The organism is Amycolatopsis ponsaeliensis (assembly GCF_030182635.1).
Taxonomy (GTDB): domain Bacteria; phylum Actinomycetota; class Actinomycetes; order Mycobacteriales; family Pseudonocardiaceae; genus Amycolatopsis; species Amycolatopsis ponsaeliensis.
On the sequence record NZ_JAPZLD010000083.1, the window covers coordinates 1 to 16,550 of the forward strand.

At 70.1% G+C, this 16,550-nt stretch carries 19 protein-coding genes; 17 read left to right on the forward strand and 2 right to left on the reverse strand.

Annotated elements, in window-relative coordinates; genetic code table 11:
• Positions 1-150 precede the first annotated feature (150 nt).
• The gene (locus QQ657_RS53900) at positions 151-1,374 is read right to left on the reverse strand and encodes a hypothetical protein (RefSeq protein WP_284750262.1); all 1,224 of its coding nucleotides are present in this window, start codon (positions 1,372-1,374) and stop codon (positions 151-153) included.
• 385 nt (positions 1,375-1,759) lie between these two features.
• Between QQ657_RS53900 and QQ657_RS53905 the strand changes: the two genes are divergently transcribed.
• Complete coding sequence (locus QQ657_RS53905; RefSeq protein ID WP_284750263.1) at positions 1,760-2,284, forward strand: RNA polymerase sigma factor; 525 nt, start codon at positions 1,760-1,762, stop codon at positions 2,282-2,284.
• Positions 2,281-2,931, forward strand: a complete 651-nt coding sequence (locus QQ657_RS53910) for a Rieske (2Fe-2S) protein (RefSeq protein ID WP_284750264.1) — start codon at positions 2,281-2,283, stop codon at positions 2,929-2,931. The genes QQ657_RS53905 and QQ657_RS53910 overlap by 4 nt, the downstream gene beginning before the upstream one ends.
• Before the next feature lie 7 nt (positions 2,932-2,938).
• On the opposite strand, the gene QQ657_RS53915 is transcribed toward QQ657_RS53910, so the two are convergent.
• A complete protein-coding gene (locus QQ657_RS53915; RefSeq protein ID WP_284750265.1) occupies positions 2,939-3,466 on the reverse strand; it encodes a hypothetical protein in 528 nt (175 codons plus the stop codon).
• 566 nt (positions 3,467-4,032) lie between these two features.
• On the opposite strand from QQ657_RS53915, the gene QQ657_RS53920 reads away from it, so the two are divergent.
• The 15 genes from QQ657_RS53920 (at position 4,033) to QQ657_RS53990 (ending at position 16,541) form a co-directional block, all read left to right on the forward strand.
• Positions 4,033-4,737 carry a LuxR C-terminal-related transcriptional regulator gene (locus tag QQ657_RS53920; protein ID WP_284750266.1) on the forward strand — a complete coding sequence of 235 codons (705 nt, stop codon included), beginning with the start codon at positions 4,033-4,035 and terminating at the stop codon, positions 4,735-4,737.
• Between the two features lie 93 nt (positions 4,738-4,830).
• On the forward strand, positions 4,831-5,196 hold the full coding sequence (locus tag QQ657_RS53925) for a hypothetical protein (RefSeq protein ID WP_284750267.1): 366 nt from the start codon (positions 4,831-4,833) through the stop codon (positions 5,194-5,196).
• A 23-nt stretch (positions 5,197-5,219) separates the two neighbouring features.
• Positions 5,220-5,471, forward strand: coding sequence for a hypothetical protein (locus QQ657_RS53930; protein ID WP_284750268.1), 252 nt, complete (start codon positions 5,220-5,222; stop codon positions 5,469-5,471).
• A gap of 16 nt (positions 5,472-5,487) precedes the next feature.
• Complete coding sequence (locus QQ657_RS53935) at positions 5,488-7,428, forward strand: phage tail sheath family protein (protein ID WP_284750269.1); 1,941 nt, start codon at positions 5,488-5,490, stop codon at positions 7,426-7,428.
• A 31-nt stretch (positions 7,429-7,459) separates the two neighbouring features.
• Complete coding sequence (locus QQ657_RS53940) at positions 7,460-7,960, forward strand: phage tail protein (protein WP_284750270.1); 501 nt, start codon at positions 7,460-7,462, stop codon at positions 7,958-7,960.
• A complete protein-coding gene (locus QQ657_RS53945) occupies positions 7,960-8,814 on the forward strand; it encodes a T4 family baseplate hub assembly chaperone (RefSeq protein ID WP_284750271.1) in 855 nt (284 codons plus the stop codon). The genes QQ657_RS53940 and QQ657_RS53945 overlap by 1 nt, the downstream gene beginning before the upstream one ends.
• Positions 8,804-9,835: a hypothetical protein gene (locus QQ657_RS53950; protein ID WP_284750272.1), complete on the forward strand. Its 1,032-nt coding sequence runs from the start codon at positions 8,804-8,806 to the stop codon at positions 9,833-9,835. Before QQ657_RS53945 ends, QQ657_RS53950 begins: the two co-directional genes overlap by 11 nt.
• Entirely contained in the window at positions 9,832-10,668 is an 837-nt protein-coding gene (locus QQ657_RS53955) for a Pvc16 family protein (RefSeq protein WP_284750273.1), read from the forward strand. The genes QQ657_RS53950 and QQ657_RS53955 overlap by 4 nt, the downstream gene beginning before the upstream one ends.
• A complete protein-coding gene (locus QQ657_RS53960) occupies positions 10,665-12,734 on the forward strand; it encodes an ATP-binding protein (protein WP_284750274.1) in 2,070 nt (689 codons plus the stop codon). Before QQ657_RS53955 ends, QQ657_RS53960 begins: the two co-directional genes overlap by 4 nt.
• Positions 12,731-13,450 carry a hypothetical protein gene (locus QQ657_RS53965; RefSeq protein ID WP_284750275.1) on the forward strand — a complete coding sequence of 240 codons (720 nt, stop codon included), beginning with the start codon at positions 12,731-12,733 and terminating at the stop codon, positions 13,448-13,450. Before QQ657_RS53960 ends, QQ657_RS53965 begins: the two co-directional genes overlap by 4 nt.
• Before the next feature lie 6 nt (positions 13,451-13,456).
• Entirely contained in the window at positions 13,457-13,963 is a 507-nt protein-coding gene (locus QQ657_RS53970) for a heavy-metal-associated domain-containing protein (RefSeq protein ID WP_284750276.1), read from the forward strand.
• 1 nt (position 13,964) lies between these two features.
• Positions 13,965-15,053: a phage late control D family protein gene (locus tag QQ657_RS53975; RefSeq protein WP_284750277.1), complete on the forward strand. Its 1,089-nt coding sequence runs from the start codon at positions 13,965-13,967 to the stop codon at positions 15,051-15,053.
• The gene (locus tag QQ657_RS53980; protein WP_284750278.1) at positions 15,050-15,691 is read left to right on the forward strand and encodes a phage baseplate assembly protein V; all 642 of its coding nucleotides are present in this window, start codon (positions 15,050-15,052) and stop codon (positions 15,689-15,691) included. Before QQ657_RS53975 ends, QQ657_RS53980 begins: the two co-directional genes overlap by 4 nt.
• Positions 15,692-15,694: 3 nt before the next feature.
• Complete coding sequence (locus tag QQ657_RS53985; protein WP_284750279.1) at positions 15,695-16,165, forward strand: hypothetical protein; 471 nt, start codon at positions 15,695-15,697, stop codon at positions 16,163-16,165.
• Positions 16,166-16,178: 13 nt separating this feature from the next.
• Positions 16,179-16,541 carry a GPW/gp25 family protein gene (locus QQ657_RS53990; protein ID WP_284750280.1) on the forward strand — a complete coding sequence of 121 codons (363 nt, stop codon included), beginning with the start codon at positions 16,179-16,181 and terminating at the stop codon, positions 16,539-16,541.
• The last annotated feature ends 9 nt before the right edge of the window (positions 16,542-16,550 follow it).

The following is a 16,550-nucleotide window of genomic DNA, read 5'->3' on the forward strand; positions in this document are numbered from 1 at the left end:
ACATGCCCGCGGCGGTGGGCGAGCACCTCGAGGCCGCGCTCAGCGCGTTCGACGAGCTGTGACATCGGCGTGCCGGCCCCCCCCCCCCGGGGGGGGGGGGGGGCGGGCGTGCCCCCGCCCCCACCACGTGCACCCCTCAGCCACTGATCGCTATCTGTTGTCGCCGTCCTGCGGGATCGACGCCGGGACCGGCGGGCTCACGCGGGCGATGTCGCCGCTGAGCACCCACGCGCGCTGGCTGGGGGCGAAGCGCGGCGAAAGCAGCCCGTCGTTGATCTCCCGGGTGACCGCGACGCGGTTGTACGCCGTCGCGGGCAGGAACAGCCGGTCGTTCGACTGGCCACCGTCGGACGTGCCTTCGAGGTCCGCCTCGACGGCGTCGACGATGCCGTCGTGGTTGGCGTCGACCCGGGCGACCTCGGCCGCGTAGGCGTCGAAGATGCGCTGGCTCAGGCTGTGTTCGTACGGCTCGAAGGACGCGAGCCGCGCGTAGACGTCCAGCATGACTTCGTTGCCCAGCCCGCTCGGGACGAACCGGAGCCGAGTTTCCTTGTGGTCGTCGTTGTTCGGCATCGGGCGGTCCGGATCGTCCGGGCTGGTGTTGAGCAGCCGGTCCGGGTCGCGCGGGATGTTCGGGTTGTCGCCGTCGACCTGCGGCTTGTTCTGCACGCCCGAGGGACCCGAGCCCGGCACGATCGAGGACAGCGCGCCGATCCTGCCCTTTTCGAACGTGCCGGGAACCCCGCCGGTGAACGGGAGTTCGTAGGCCGGCGGCACCCAGTTGGTGTACTGGTTGAGCTCCCAGTAGGAGTGGATGTCGCTCTGTTGCGTCGCGTTGTAGGCGCCCAGCGACAGCTGGATCGGCACGAGGTTGGACACCTTGGCCGGCCAGTGGTCGTTCGCGGACGGCTCGTGCGGCGCCTTGCCGTCGGTGGTGAAGACCGCGCCCGGTATGTCGTGGTGGTCGCCCACCTTCGCCAGTGCCGCGGCGTCCGCGGCGGTGATCGTCCCGAAGGTGGCGTGCCGGTCCGCGCGCGGCGCCGCCACGTTCGGCACCGTGAGGTCGTGGATCATCCAGCCCTCGTACCAGCCGGATTCGTTGTTGATGACGAACAGGCCGGAGATGTCGGTGAACATGTCCACGAACGAACCCGGGTCGTTGGGATCCGTCGGCAGCCCGGGCTTGGGTTCGACGACGACCCGGAGCCCGCCGAGCGTGGGCAGATCGTGGTTCGGCCCGGTGGCCGTCGGCGCGACACCGTCGTTGATGCCCGGAATGGTCGTCGTGAACACGTTCGGTTGGAAGTTCTTCGTGTCGAGCAGGTAGTACTGGAATAACTGACTGGGTGACGGTGCTTCGGAAAACGCGGTCATCGGCGGAAATGTCGACGGTCTTCCGGCCAGTAGTGCGAGCCGGTCTTTCAGTGGCTGTGGCAGAGAGCGGATGTCGCCTCGGTCGGGGAAGCCGCCTCCCTGTTGGGCAACGGCTTCGGATCCGCCGGAAAACGCGACGGTCGCCCCCAGTGTCACGGCCGCGGCCATCGCGGTCGCGGCCTTGCGCTTGCTCATCATGATTGCTCCTCGCATGAAACGGGCAGTCCCCGCGCTCGCCGGCAGGGGCGCGGAGGAGAAATCAAGGTGGCCCCTCGCCGAGAGGTATGCACGGGGGTTACATCGGGTCCGTGTCCTTGTGGCTGTACCGCGGGCGAACGCGCCGAGTAGGATGCGGAACCATCGGAACTACGGATGTGGAGTCCCGATGGAGGGGAAGTCCGAACCGGACTGGGAAACCGTTTACCGGGAGAATGTCGTCTGGGTGTACCGGCTGATGTTGCGCAAGGTGGGAAATCCCGCGGACGCCGAGGATCTCACGGGCGAGGTGTTCCTCGCCGTGCTGAAACCGTTGCGGGGGAGCGCGAGCGCGGCGGAAATCCGCGCGTACTTGATGGCGACGGCGCGTACGGTGCTCGCCGCCCATTGGCGGCGCCTGTTCGGGCGTGAGGTCACCACGATCGGCCTCGACGAAACTGCGGATATACCCGACGCCGGCTATCGGACGGTGAACGGTTCGGCGGCGCCGGCGTCGGACCGGCGGGTCGACGCGATACTCGCCGAATTGCCCGAACGTGCCCGGAAAGTCCTGCGATTACGATTTCTGGAATCCTATTCCCTGCAGGACGCCGCCAACGAGCTGGGGGTGAGCCTGGCCAACGTCAAGGTGATCCAGCACCGGGCGTTGCGGCTCGCCGCGCAGGCCGCGGCACGGATCGAGGAACAGGCATGAACGACGTCGATCGCTTCGCCGACAGCCTCCTCGGGCACCGCACGCCGGAGCCGTTCCGGCCGGACGACGAGCAGGTGGCCCAGATGCGGGCGGCCATCGAGCTGCAGGCCGCCCGGCTGGGTGCGGCTCAGGCACAACCGCCCCCCGTTTTCGTCGCCCGGCTCGGACGCGAACTGGCGGCCGAGCTCACGCCACCGGACCGGCTCCGGACCCGCCGGCGCGTGGTCCGCACGGCCGGGGTCGCCGCCGCCTCCCTCGCGGCGGGCGTCGGGATCGACCGCCTGGTGCGCGGCCCGGCCCCTGCGCCGCCGGAGCAGGAGCCGGGCGAATGGCGAACGGTGGCGGCGAGCAAGGACGTACCGGACGGCGGCCTTCGCGAGTTCGAGCTGGACACCGTGACCGGCTTCGTCCAGCGGACCCCGGACGGCCTGCGCGCGGTGTCCTCGACCTGCACCCACCTGGGCTGCCGACTGCGGCTGGCGAACCCCGAACGGCAGCTGGTCTGTCCCTGCCACGGCGCGACCTTCGCGGTGAACGGGGAGGTCGTCCACTATGACCTTCCGGTGGAGATCCCGCCGCTACCCGTGTTCGAGGCTCGCGAACAGGACGGCGACATCCAGATCTACACCTCCTTCAAGCGAGCCTGAACCTTTGTCAGCCGATGCCGAGGACGGACTTGGCGGTGGTCCAGTTGTCGAGCATGGCGTTCTGGGCGGCGGAGAGGGTGGCCTGGCGGGCGCACACCGCTTTCTTGACCGCGTTCTCGACGGAGTCCTTGCTGTAGGAGTTCTCGTCCCCGGAGTGCGGCTCGGGCCAGAGGTTCCGCGGGTCCTTGGGTGCGCCGCCGAGCTCGAGGGGGAGGAAGTGGTCCTCTTCGTAGTCGGACATGCTGGTGTCGCTGAAGCCGTAGTCGATGATGCCCTGCTTCTTCAAGCCGTTGGTGTAGCTGGTGGACGGGCGGATCGTCGCGGTCCAGCCCGAGACGCAGATCGTCGAGCCGATGGTGGCCTGGGTGACGTCCGGGTTCTTCGCGCCCGGGGTGCAGGCCGGGTCGGGCAGCGGCAGATCGGCCTGCGAGCACGATTCGGCCGTGGTGGTGGCGTGGGCGGGCGCGTCGACCAGTCCGAGCGTGGTGGTCAGGACGGCGAGCGTGACGCAGGCACGGAAAACGAGGTGGCGCATGGGTGTTCCTTCCGCGTGGGGACCGGGAATCGGCCATCGCCCTGCGCGGGCACGGCGACGGCACGGTGACAGTGAAGAAGCCACGAGGTGCCTGCGCCAGGACGAAACTGTTTAACGGTGCGGGTTTGTGTCACACCGTCCGGAACATCCCGACCTTCGTCGGGTCCCCGGCACGGGTCGGGCTACGGCGACGAAGTGCGCCTGTCACCGGAAGTTCACTGGATGGGCACGTTCCGGGTCTCCTGCCGGCGAGGTGCGGCAGCCACGATTCCCGTGCCCGTACGGCTTTCGGGGTCGCCTTCCGGTCGGCTGCGGTCCTGCCTGCATCCTCGGCCGAGCGGGCGAACATCCTGTCCGCGGCCGTCGCCACACCGGGGATTTCGCTCGCGCTGCTGTTCGCCGGTCGGGATCGTGCCGGAAACGCCCGAGCACTTCGACAATCCGTCGACACTGCATCGACCAGGGGTAACTGTTCGCCGCAACGGCATCGGGCGTAGCGAGATTGTCGACGGATTGTCGACGGCTCGTGTCAGCGTGATCCCTACAGGGACTGGGGGTTCTGCCTCATGGAAGAGACACCACCGACGTTGCGGGTTGTCGTCATCTCACCCGTGCGCATCTACGTCGAAGGCCTGGCGCACCTGCTCGACGCCGAGCCCGGCATCCGCCTGACCGGGACGGCGGGTGGCGTCGACACCGCCATGCCCCTGCTGGACCGGCCGGACGTCGACGTGATCCTGCTCGACATGACCGGGGACATGGCCGGTGAGCGTGGACTGACCGTGCTGCACCGGCTGGCCGGGATCACCGCGGTGCCGTGCGTCGTACTGGGCATACCGGACCGGCCGGCCGAGGTGATCGCGTGCGCCGAGGCGGGGATCGCCGGTTACGTGACGAACGAGCACGGCTTCGCCGATCTCGTCGGCACGCTCCGATCGGCCACCAGGGGCGAATTCACCTGCGGGGCGGACATCGCCGCCGGACTGGTGGGCCGGTTGGCCCTGCTGGCTCGCGATCGCCGTCCCGCGGCGTTGGTGAACCTGACGTCCCGTGAACTGGAGATCGCCGCGTTGATCGAGTCCGGGTACTCGAACAAGGAAATCGCCCGGCTGCTGCAGATCCAGCTCACCACCGCGAAGAACCACGTGCACAACATCCTGGAGAAGCTGGGTGTCCGCGGCCGGGGTCAGGTGATGGCGGCAGTCCGCGGCCGGCAGTGGGGCACCGAGACCGCGCGGCCGCCGTTGCGGGTCCTGGCGGAATCCAGCTGACTCGGATCCTTTGCAGACCGAAGCCTGATCCCGGGGATTCATGACGGTCGCCGCACCGGCCAGCAGACTTGGTGTCCGAGGTGGTGAACGCCGATGGGTCCGATCCGAGTTCTCATCACGCACATGGTCGCGCTCGATTGCGACATCGTGCGGCGGATCGCGGGGGAGCGGACCGACATGACGATCGTGGGCTCCGTGAGCGGGCCCGAGGAGGCAGCCGAAGCGCTGTCCTGTCCCGGGTTCGACGTCCTGTTGCTGTCCGCGTCGCAGCCGGATTCGCTGTGCGGCTATCTCGACCTGATGTGGGAGAACCCGCGGCTCGGTGTCGCGGTCGTCGATCCGACCGACCGGCTCGGGTTGGTCCGGGTGTGCCGGATCGTCGAGCGGGTGCGGGGCGCCGGTGCGCGGTGGCCGGAGTACCTGGCGGCCGTGCTCCGGTCGGCCGCCGACCCGGGCTGACAACCAAACGAGGAGGAACGAACATGGCCGTGCGGATCAGGAGCCTGCTCGTGTCCGGCCCGATCTTGGTGCCGCTGAGCACCGGCCGGACCGTGCGCCTGTCCCCAGGACAGGAGTCGGACGAAGTGCACGACGTCGAGGTCGCCGGCAGCGACAAGGTCGAGAAACTGCGCAGGCGGGGACTCATCCACCTCGAGTCGGTCGACGACGCCGCCGAACCGGCGCGGGAGCCGGAGCGCCCGCGTTCCCGGAAACGTCCGGACACCACCGAATGAGCGAGAGGAGACGATCATGCCGACCCTGAGCTATCCGGGTGTCTACGTCCAGGAAGTGCCCGGCGGGGTGAAACCGCTGGACACCGCGAGTACGTCGACGGCCGCGTTCGTCGGGCTGGCCGAGAGGGGGCCGGACACCGGCCCCACCCTGGTGACCAGCTGGACGGGCTTCCAGCGCACCTACGGCTCGTTCATCGCGGACGGCTTCCTCGCGCACAGCGTGTTCCAGTACTTCAACAACGGCGGCCGGCAGTGCTACATCGTGCGGGTCATCCGCTCCAACGCCACCGTCGCGAGCGTGACGGTGAACAACAGGGCCGCGATCGCCGGCTTCACCTTCAGCGCCAAGAACAAGGGCGCCTGGGGCAACACCCTGCTGCTGCAGATCGAGGACGGCACGCTGGACCCCGGCAACCTGTTCAAACTGTCGGTGCGCCGCCAGGACAACGCGAGCGTGCTGCCCGATGATCCGCTCGGCATCGTCCCGCTGGAGGTGTTCGACAACCTCAGCATCGACCCGGGCTCGCCGGACTACGTGGTCGGCGTGGTCGGTCAGGGTTCCGCCCTGGTCGACGTGCAGGTGCTCCCGGCCAACGCCGCCAGCCTGCAGCACGGCGTGCATCGCGGCGGTGTCAACCCGGTGCTGCCGCTGAACACCAACCTCAGCTTCCGGATCAATGTGGACGGTGACGGGCTCCAGACCGTGACCCTGCCCACCGCCGCCGGCACGACGACCGCGCTGACCGATGTCCGCGACGCGATCCAGGCCGCGGTGCGGTTGCTGGTCAAGAAGAAGACGTCCACCGACCCGGCGGCGTTCACCACCTTCGCGTGCTCGGTGGAGACCGTCGGCGCGCAGTCCCGGCTGGTGCTGCAGTCCGGCACCGGTACGGCCACGTCCTCGGTGGCGGTGCAGCCCGCCGCCGCGAATGACGCGTCCATCCAGCTCAAGCTCGGTGACGGCGGCGGTGGCCGGTCGGAGAGCGGCAACGCCGTGCAGCGGCCCGCCAACGCCGCCGTGATCCAGGTCGGTGACGCGGCCGTGGCCGCACCGGTCACCGCGGCGGTGGCCGGATCCGACGGCACGGGCGCGATCAGCGAGACGAACTTCAGCAACGCCTTCCCGCTGCTGGACCGCGTGACCGACTTCAGCCTGCTCGCGGTGCCGGGGGAGAGCACCCCGGCGATGGCCGATCTCGGCATGGCCTACGCCGCCAACCGGCCGCTGCAGGACGTCTTCTACATCGGTGAGACCGGTTCGCACGACGACACCGTCGCCGAGGCGACCGCGTTCCGCAACCAGCTCACCACGGCGAACTCCTACGGGGCGGTGTACTTCCCCTGGGTCAAGGCACTCGACCCGACCGGCCAGTCCAGGGACCCGATCCTGCTGCCGCCCTCCGGTCACGTCGCGGGCCTCTACGCCCGGATCGACGCGGCTCGCGGCGTGTGGAAGGCGCCGGCCGGCACCGAGGCGAGCATCAACGGCGTCGTCGGCCTGGCCGTGGAACTGTCCGATGTGGACCAGGGCAATCTGAACCCGAGAGGTATCGATGTCATCCGCCGGTTCCCCGGCGCGGGTGTGGTGGCGTTCGGCGCCCGCACCATCTCGTCGGATCCGTCGTGGCGCTACGTTCCGGTCCGCCGCACCGCCATCATGCTGCGGGTCAGCATCTACAACGGTATCCAGTTCGCCGTCTTCGAGCCGAACGACGAACCGCTGTGGGCGCAGCTGCGGCTGGCCATCGGGTCCTTCATGACCGGGCTGTTCCGCCAGGGTGCCTTCCAGGGCGCGACGCCGGCCCAGGCCTTCTTCGTGAAGTGCGACGCGGAAACCACGACGCAGGCCAACATCGACGCGGGCGTGGTCAACGTGCTGGTGGGCTTCGCGCCGCTGAAGCCGGCCGAGTTCGTCGTGGTCAGGATCAGCCAGCAGGCCGGCTTGGCCTCCGGATAGTGCTGCGGCGCAACGAAAGGAGTACGGCCAGATGGCCAAGTTCACAGTCAACACCGCACGGTTGGACCCCTACCTGGGGTTCCGGTTCAAGATCAAGGTGGACGGCCAGTACGTGGCCGCCATGAACAAGTGCGGCGCCCTGAAGAAAACCACCGAGGTCACGCCGTGGTACGAGGGCGGCGACGCCAGCGGTCCGCACCAGATACCCGGCAAGACGAAGTACGACCCGATCGTCATGGAGGCGGGGGTCACCCACGACACCACCTTCGAGGACTGGGCCAACAAGGTGAACAACTTCCAGGGCGACGCCGCGACGTCGCTGGCCACGTTCCGCAAGGACATCACCATCGAGGTCTACAACCTCGGCGGTCAGAAGGTGCTGGCGTACAACGTCTACCGCGCCTGGGTGTCGGAGTACCAGGCGCTGCCCCAGCTGGACGCCGGTGGCAACGCGGTGCTGATCAGCACGGTCAAGCTGGAGAACGAGGGCTGGGTTCGGGACACCTCCGTGACCGAGGTCAAGGAGAACTGATGAACCTGTTGCCGGGCGGCTACCGGGACGCCGGCGGGGTGCTGCACCGCGAGTTCGAGCTGGCGCCGCTCACCGGTCGCGAGGAGGAGTTGCTGGCCCGCCGGTCGGCAGCACCCACCGCGGCGCTGGTGACCGACGTGCTCAGCCGCTGTGTCGCCCGGCTGGGGGCGATCAGCCCGGTGCCCCAGGACGTCACCCGGCACCTGCTCGTCGCCGACCGGCTCTACCTGCTGCTCCGGTTGCGGCAGTCCACGTTCGGCGATGTCGTGCGGGCCGCCCTGACCTGCCCGTGGGCGGAGTGCGGCGAACAGATGTCCGTCGACTTCTCGATCGCCGACGTACCGGTCGACGAGCAGCCGGACCGCGCGCCGCAGTACGCGATGACGCTGTCCGGCGGCACGGAGGTCGCGTTCCGGCTGCCGACCGGCGCCGACCAGGAACTGCTGTCCGAGCGGCTCGCGGCCAACGAGGCCGAGGCGCTGACCGCACTGCTGTCCCGGTGCGTCCTGCGGATCGGGGACCGCCCGCCGGACCCCGACCGCGTGGCGGCACTGCCGGCGGCCGCCCGGCTGGAGATCGAGGAACGGATGCGGGAGCTGGCGCCGAAGGTCGAGCAGACCCTCGCCGCGCGATGCTCCGAGTGCGGCCGGACGTTCGTGGCGCCGTTCGACGTCCACCGGTTCTTCTTCGGCGAGCTGCGCACCGACGCGACCGTGCTCTACCAGGAAGTGCATTACCTGGCCTACCACTACCACTGGAGCGAGGGCGAGATCATGGCGATGACCCGCGACAAGCGGCACACCTACATCGACGTGCTCGCCGACACGATCGAGGTGCTCAACAGTGGCGCCTGACGGTTACCTGCGCGGTGTGCTGGCCGACGGATCGCGGCCGTTCGGATTCCGGGCCGGCGTCCGCGAACTGCTCGGCGCACCCGACGACAACGGCGTGCGGGTCGCCTTTCCGCCACGCCCGCCGCGCGGTGGCTTCCGGTACGTGCGGCAGCACCCGGCCGCGCCGGGCACCGCCGAGTGGGACGACGGGTCGTACTGGCTGGCGGAGACGGACGACTTCGAGTTCGCGCCGGCACCGGTCCGCGAGGACGGTTCGGACGCGACCGAACGCTGGTCCGATCACCTGAAGCACGCCATCGAACCGCCGGCCACCGCAAATGCGGCGGAACCGGTGCGCTCGGGGACGGCCGCGACTGTTGTCGAGCCGGCGCGACGGCCGGTCGACGCGAGAGTGGCGGAGGTGCCGCCGGCCGACGCCGGAGCGGTGGAACCGGCGACCGCCGCGCCTCCCTCCCCGCCGGCGACGCAGGCGCAGAGTCCGGGGGCACCGGGAACATCCGCGCCGGCTTCCGGCTCCCCGCGGCCGACGTCGAACCTGATCCCGCCGGCCGAGCGGCCCGGCCCCCTCGGGCTCGCCGGCCGGCAGGACGCGCCGGCCGGCCGGCCGGAACCTGCCGTAGCCGCGACGGCGACGCCCGTCGGTTCGGCGCGGCCTGCCGCCCGGTCCGGTCCGGAACGGCCCCCCGAGACCCCGCGACCCGCGCCGGTGACCGGCCGCACCCCTGCTGCGCCCCGGCCGATCCGCACGCTACGCGCGGCGGCACCGGCGGTGCGACCGGAGTGGAAGCCGGACCACGGGCTGGGTGCCGTCCAGTCCGTGGTGGCCTCCAACCGGCCGCCGCACCGGCAGACCCAGACCCCGAGGCGGGACGTCACCGTCGTGGAGACGCCGCCGGTCGTCGCGCAGCCGTCCGCGCCACCGCAGATCGTCGTGGTGCACGCGCCTGACGAAGCCGTCGCCGTCCCCGCGTTCTGGGAGCGCCGGAACCTCGGCCGCCTGACGAACCGGATCGTGCGATGAGCGCGGGCACGGCGATCGGCATGGTCAGCTCGTCGCTGCGCAACCTCCTGGTCGGCGAGATGCGGCTGAACCCCGCGCCGGACGTGACGATCCTGGCGCCCGACGAGGCGAGCACGACCAGGCGGGTCAACCTGTTCCTCTACAGGCTTGCCGAGAACCAGTTCCTGAAGAACCAGGACTTCACCGTCAAGGCCGGCAGCCCGAACCAGCTGGTGCCGGCGCCGCTGTCGGTCAACCTGTTCTACCTGCTCACGTCCTACGCACCGAACGACCCGCTGGAGGGCAACGCCACCGCGCACCAGATCCTCGGCGAGGCGATGCGGGTGTTCTACGAGAATCCGGTCGTCCCCGCGATCTACCTCGATCCAGGACTCGCCGACGCCAGGGAACACCTGCAGATCGCCGGCGACCTGCTCGACCCCGAGGAGCTGCGCGGCATCTGGACCACGTTCTCCCAGCCGTTCCGGCTGTCGGTGATGTACCAGGTGTCCACCGTCCAGCTCGACCGGCTGCCCGCCGCGCAGCGCCCGCTGGCCAACCGCGTGCGCACGGTGGGCGTGCCGGAGATCAGGGCGCCGCTGGACCTGCCCGTGGTCACCGGCATGACGCCGGCCGCGGGCCCGGCGGGCACCGTCGTCACGTTCACCGGTGCGCACCTGGCCGGCTGGCGGGGCATGGTCTCGGTCGGCAACCAGACCGTGCTGCCCAGCCAGCCCCTGAGCGCCGATTCCTTCACCGCCGCGGTGCCCGCGCTGAGCGCCGGCTTCTACGAGCTGCGGGTGGACGTCGCCAAGTTGGCCCGGCGCACGTTCCTGTTCGAGGTCACCCCATGACGGCCTACCGCGACCCCGTCGAACACCTGGCCGACGAGCTCCGCCGGCTGGATCTGCTGATCGGCGCGCGCCTGACGTCGATGTCGCTGCGCAACGAGGAGTTCCCGGACACCCAGCCGGCGCGGGCGGTCTACATCACCCGGGACGAGGTCGACTGGCTGCTGGCCGACGGCAGGGACGTCATGCCGCCGATCGAGAGTGTCGCGCTGAAGCAGTTGTCCCTCGAGATCGACGCGAGGGTCGCGGCCGGCGATGACCTACCGCTGGTCACGCTCGGCCGCCTGTTCGGGCTGTCCGCCGTCGAGCTCGGTGCCGTGGTCGTCTGCCTGGCCCCGGAGCTGCGCCACAAATACGATCGCGTGTACGCCTACCTGCAGGACGACATCACCCGCCGGCGCCCCAGCGTCGACCTGATCCTGAAGCTGCTGTGTGACGGCGAACCGCGGCGGTGGGCGGCCACCGGCCTGTTCACCGCGACGGCACCGCTGCTGCGGTACGGCATCCTGCGGCCGGTCGACGACCCGCAGAGCCCGTCCGGCTCCGCAGACCTGGCCCGGTTCCTGGTGCTGGACCCGCACATCCGCCAGTTCCTGCTGGGCGCCACCGGCCTGGACCCGCGCCTGGCCGGTCACGCCCGGATCCACCAGCTGTCCGACACCGACGCCGAGACCGGGGACCCCGTGGTCGGCCACCTGGTCCGGCTCTCGCCGCGCGTGTGCTACCTGCACGGCCCGGCCGGTGCCGGCAAACTCGACCTGGCCGCCAGGGCGAGCCACCGGATGGGCCTGCCGCTGCTCAGCCTGAACGCCGCGACCCTGCCCGAGCGGGACGCCGCCGAGCTGATCCGGCTGACGTTCCGCGACGCCCTGCTGCGCGACGCGGCCGTGCACATCGCCGACCTGGCGCCGATGCACGAGCCCGCGCTGCGCTCGGCAATCGAGGACCATTCCCGGCCGGTCTTCCTCACCGGCGAGGCGGACTGGGCCGGCACGCTGGACGTCCACCCGATCGCCGTGCCCTTGCCCGACGCCGACCGTGCCGTCGAGCTCTGGAACCGGCACCTGGCCACGCACACCGATGCCGCCGCCGAGTGGGCGGCCGAACTCGCCGGCCGCTACCGCCTGCCGCCGGCCCGCATCCGGGCCGCCGTTCGCCTGGCCGACGACCTGCGGCTGGCGCAGCCGCGGCCGCGTGCCCTCACGCTCGCCGACGTCGCGGCCGCCTGCCGGCAGCAGTCCGCGCGGACCCTGGGCGGGGCCGCGGTCAAGGCGAACTGCCGGGCCGGCTGGGACGACCTCGTCCTGCCGGCCGACCGCGTCGGCCGGCTGCGCGACATCCGCGACCAGGTCGTGCACCGGCAGCGGGTGCTGAACGACTGGGGCTTCGGCACGAAACTCAGCCGTGGCACCGGCCTGACCGTGCTGTTCAGCGGCGGGCCGGGGACCGGCAAGACGATGGCCGCCGAGGTGCTCGCCGGCGACCTGGACCTCGATCTGTACACAGTGGACCTGGCCGGGGTGGTCAGCAAGTACATCGGCGAGACCGAACGCAACCTGGCCCGGATCTTCGAGGCGGCGGCGAGCAGCAACGCCGTCCTGTTCTTCGACGAGGCCGACGCGCTGTTCGGCAAGCGCACCGAGGTGAGCGACGCGCACGACCGGTACGCCAACATCGAGACCAGCTATCTGCTGCAGCGCATCGAGGAGTACGAGGGGATCGTCGTGCTCGCGACCAACCTCCGGCAGAACATGGACGACGCGTTCCTGCGGCGCATCCGGTTCGTCGTGGAGTTCCCGTTCCCGGAGGCCGAGGACCGGCGCCGCATCTGGCAGGCGGTGATCCCGCCCGGCGCGCCACTGGCACCGGACGTCGACTTCGCCGACCTGGCCGCGCGGTTCGCCGTCACCGGCGCGAACATCCGCACCATCGCGGTGAACGCGGCGTTCCTGGCCGCCGCCGACGGCGGCGTGATCCATCGGTCGCACATTCTGCTCGCTGTGCAAGGTGAGTTCGCGAAGATCGGCAAGTTGTGGACCGATCTTCCGGTCCGGACGGGGGAGTCATGAGCGACGGTTTTCCGAACAAGCCCAAGATCCTTCGGGGCGCCTTCGTCGAGTTCGGCCTGAGCGTGCCACCGCTGGTCGTCGTGTTCCAGTTCAACCCGGTGCAGTTGACCCGCAGCCGCGCGCTCACGTTCGCCTTCCCCGGCGTGCCCGGTCCGACGCCGGCCGGTACGGCGCCGGCCGCCGTACCGCAGCGCAGCCTCCGGCAGGCCCGCGCCGAATTCGGCGATCTGCTGGAGCTGCAGAAGCAGCAACTGGTCGCGGTGCAGGACCAGACGATCGCCTTCGACATCCGGCTGGACGCCACCGACAAGCTCGACGCCCGGGACGGCGTCACCGAGCAGTTCGGCATCGGACCGCAGATCGCCACGCTGGAACTGATGGTGGCGCCCAAGGACGAGAGCCTCCTGGGCGGCGCGGTCGCCGCGCTGCTGGGGAAGTCGAAGGGGTTCAGCTTCGCCAGGAGCCCGAACCCGCCGATGATCCTGTTCGTCTTCGGCCGCAAGCGGGTGCTGCCGGTGAACATCACCACGATGGGCATCACCGAGACCGAGTTCAGCGCCGATCTCAACCCGATCCGCGCGACCGTTTCGGTGAACCTGACGGTCATCGAGGGCAAGAACCTGCCTTTCCTGTACTCGAAGTCCATGCTGGAGGCGATGTCCGTGCTGAACGTGGCCAACATCGCCGACGCCGCGAACGTCGTGGTCCCGGGGTGATGTGACGTGTTCAGCAAGCTTTCCCGGTACCGGCTGGTGCCCGACATCGCCGTCGTCGACGCGCGCGGCAGGGTCGTGGCCGCGAAGGACTTCCGGCCGCTGCCCGAGGTGACCGGCACGTTCACGCACACTGTGGACAGTGGCGACCGCCTCGACCAGCTCGCGTTCACCTTCTACGGCCAGCCGTTGCAGTACTGGCACGTGTGCGACGCGAACCCGGACTTCCTGTCCCCGCTCGCCCTGCTGGGCCAGGAACCCCTGGTCACCACGCGGTTCCCGGTGACGGCCGCCGGCACGCCACCGTGGGCGGCGCTGCGGGCGGCGCTGTCGGCGACCGTCGGCGTCGACACGGTGGCCGTGACGGGCGACACCGTCGTGGTCACGTACAACCGGACCGACCTCGACGTGACCGCCGTGCTCGACGTGATCAAGGCGGCCGGCTTCACCGTCGGCTTCCCGGCCGACAGCGGCCAGCTGGGCCGGCAGATCGTCATCCCGCCGGCGGTGAGCTGACGTGAACACCGACCAACTGCTGATCGAGCTCGGCGGCGCCGAGGTGCCGGGGCTGGCCGACAACCTGATCAGCCTCGAGATCGAGCTGGACGACCAGCTCACCGGGATGGTCCGGCTGACCGTCGCGCTGCTGCTGAAGGCCGACGGTTCGTGGCCCTACGTGGACGACGACCAGTTCGCCGTCTGGACGAAGGTCGCGATCACGGCCGGCCTGCAGGGCGACTCGCGGCAGCTGTTCACCGGCTACATCACCCACGTGGCCCCCGAGTTCGGTGCCGGCCTGGAACAGTGCGTGCTGACGATCTGGGGGATGGACGCCGGCGTGCTGATGGACCGCGCCGACGTCCTGACGACCTGGCCGAACATGCGGGACAGCGACGTCGCGACCCTGCTGTTCGAGCAGGCCGGTCTCAAGCCGCAGGTCACCGACACCGGCGTCGTCCACGACGAGGACATCGGCACGATCGTCCAGCGGGAGACCGACAGCCGGTTGCTGAAACGGCTCGCGCGGCGCAACGGGTTCGAGTGCTTCGTCGACGGCGACACCGGCTACTTCCAGCCGCCCGCACTGGACGATGCGCACCAGGTCGTGCTCAACGTGCACGCCGGCGAGCAGTCCAACGTCAACCGGTTCCGCGTCGAGGTCGACGCGCTCACCCCGGCGGCCGTCGGGATGGCCGGGATCGACCACGGCACCGGCGAGGTGCGGGTCGAGGCGGCGCAGAGCGGTCACCAGCCGGCACTGGGTGCCCACCGGCCCGCCGACGTGCTGCCCGCCGGGATCACGGCCGGTCAGGTCCTCATCGGACAGACGGTGACCACCGGTCCTGCCGAGATGGCGGCGCTGTGCCAGGCCGTGTTCGACGACAACGAATGGTTCGTGACCGGTGCGGGAGAGGTGGCCGCGAACTCCTACGACGCGATCCTGCTGCCGCGCCGGACCGTCGTCATCAACGGCATCGGCGAGACGCACAGCGGCACCTACTACGTCACGCACGTCACGCACCGGTTCACCGACGACGGCTACGTCCAGCGGTTCCGGGTCAAGCGCAACGCAGTGGTGACCGGCGGCGGGGTGAGCGTGCCGTGACGCTGGAACGTGTCGTCGCCGGCCTGGCCGACAAGCTGGAACACCGGTACTACGGCAAGTACCGCGGGATCGTGAAGTACAACGACGACCCGGCCGGCCTCGGCCGGCTGCGCCTGCAGGTACCCAGCGTGCTGGGCATCGACGTCGTCACCGGATGGGCGACGCCGTGCGCGCCCTACGGCGGCGCCGCCGACCAAGGCGTCCTGTTCGTCCCGGACCTCGAGGCGGGGGTGTGGGTGGAGTTCGAGGAAGGTGATCTGGAGTTCCCGATCTGGGTCGGCACGTACTGGGCGAAACCCGAGCCGGGCAGCCAGGTACCCAAGCCGCAGCAGGCCGACGGCACCGAGTCCGGCGAGGTCCAGCAGCCGCCGACCGCCAAGATCATCCGGACCGGCAAGGGGCACACCGTCCAGTTCGAGGACAAGGACGGTGCCGAGTCGATCATCATCCGCGAAGGCGCGCAGGGGCATCTCGTGGTCCTGGACCAGGACGGCATCACGGTCACCGACGCCAAGGGCAACTCGATCGAGATGACCGCCGAAGCCATGACCCTGACCGCCGTGGTCCCGTTCAAGATCGACGCCGCGGGCCAGCCGGTGGAGATCGTCTGCGCCAGCATCGACCTCAAGAAGGGCTGAACCATGGGAAAGCTCGTCGTGGTGAAGGGAGATCCGGTGACCGGCACCGACCTGCACAACGTGTCCGGCACCAACGCCCAGGGCAGTCCCTACCTCGGTACCGGGAAGTTCGCCTACAACGGGTCGGTCACCGCACAGCTGAGCGGCTTCGTCTCGATCGGCGGCACGCCGGTGGCCCTGGTGACCAGTGGCAGTTCCCTCGGCCCCACCGAGACGGCGACCGGCGGTCACGGCCCGCTGAGCGGCAAGGACTTCAGCGCGCCGGGTCCGGCGCCGAATTCGCCGGTGTCGTTCCTGGACACGCCGCTGGGGGCGGGCTCACCGAGCAGCGGAGCGGGCAGCGGCCTGCTGACCGTCGACGGCGTCGAGGTCCTGCTCGACGGCGACGGCTTCGACACCTGCGGGCCGGCACCGACGGCGGCGGCGTCGTCGGTCGCGGCGCAGGGCCAGGACTTCGTGACATGTGCGGAGTGAGGGAGTGGGCCGGATGGTGACCGGGTTCGAGTTCCCGTTCGGCGTCGACGTGACCGGGTCGATCCGGCCGGTCGACGACGACGCCGTCCAGTTGCGCGGCAAGGTGCTCCAGGTGCTGTTCACCGCGCAGGGGGAACGGGTGAACCGGCCGGACTTCGGCTGTGGCCTGTTCAACCTCGTGTTCGATCCGGACAACGCGATCATGGCCGCCGCCGTCGAGTTCTCCATCGGTCAGGCACTGACCCGGTGGCTGGGCGACGAACTGGCCGTGGCCGGCGTCGACGTCAGCTCGGCGGACGAGGCGCTGACCGTGGAGGTGTCCTACGTGCGCCGCAAGGACCTCGCGCCGCAGGCACTTCGGGTCCACTTCAGATAGGGGAGCGTG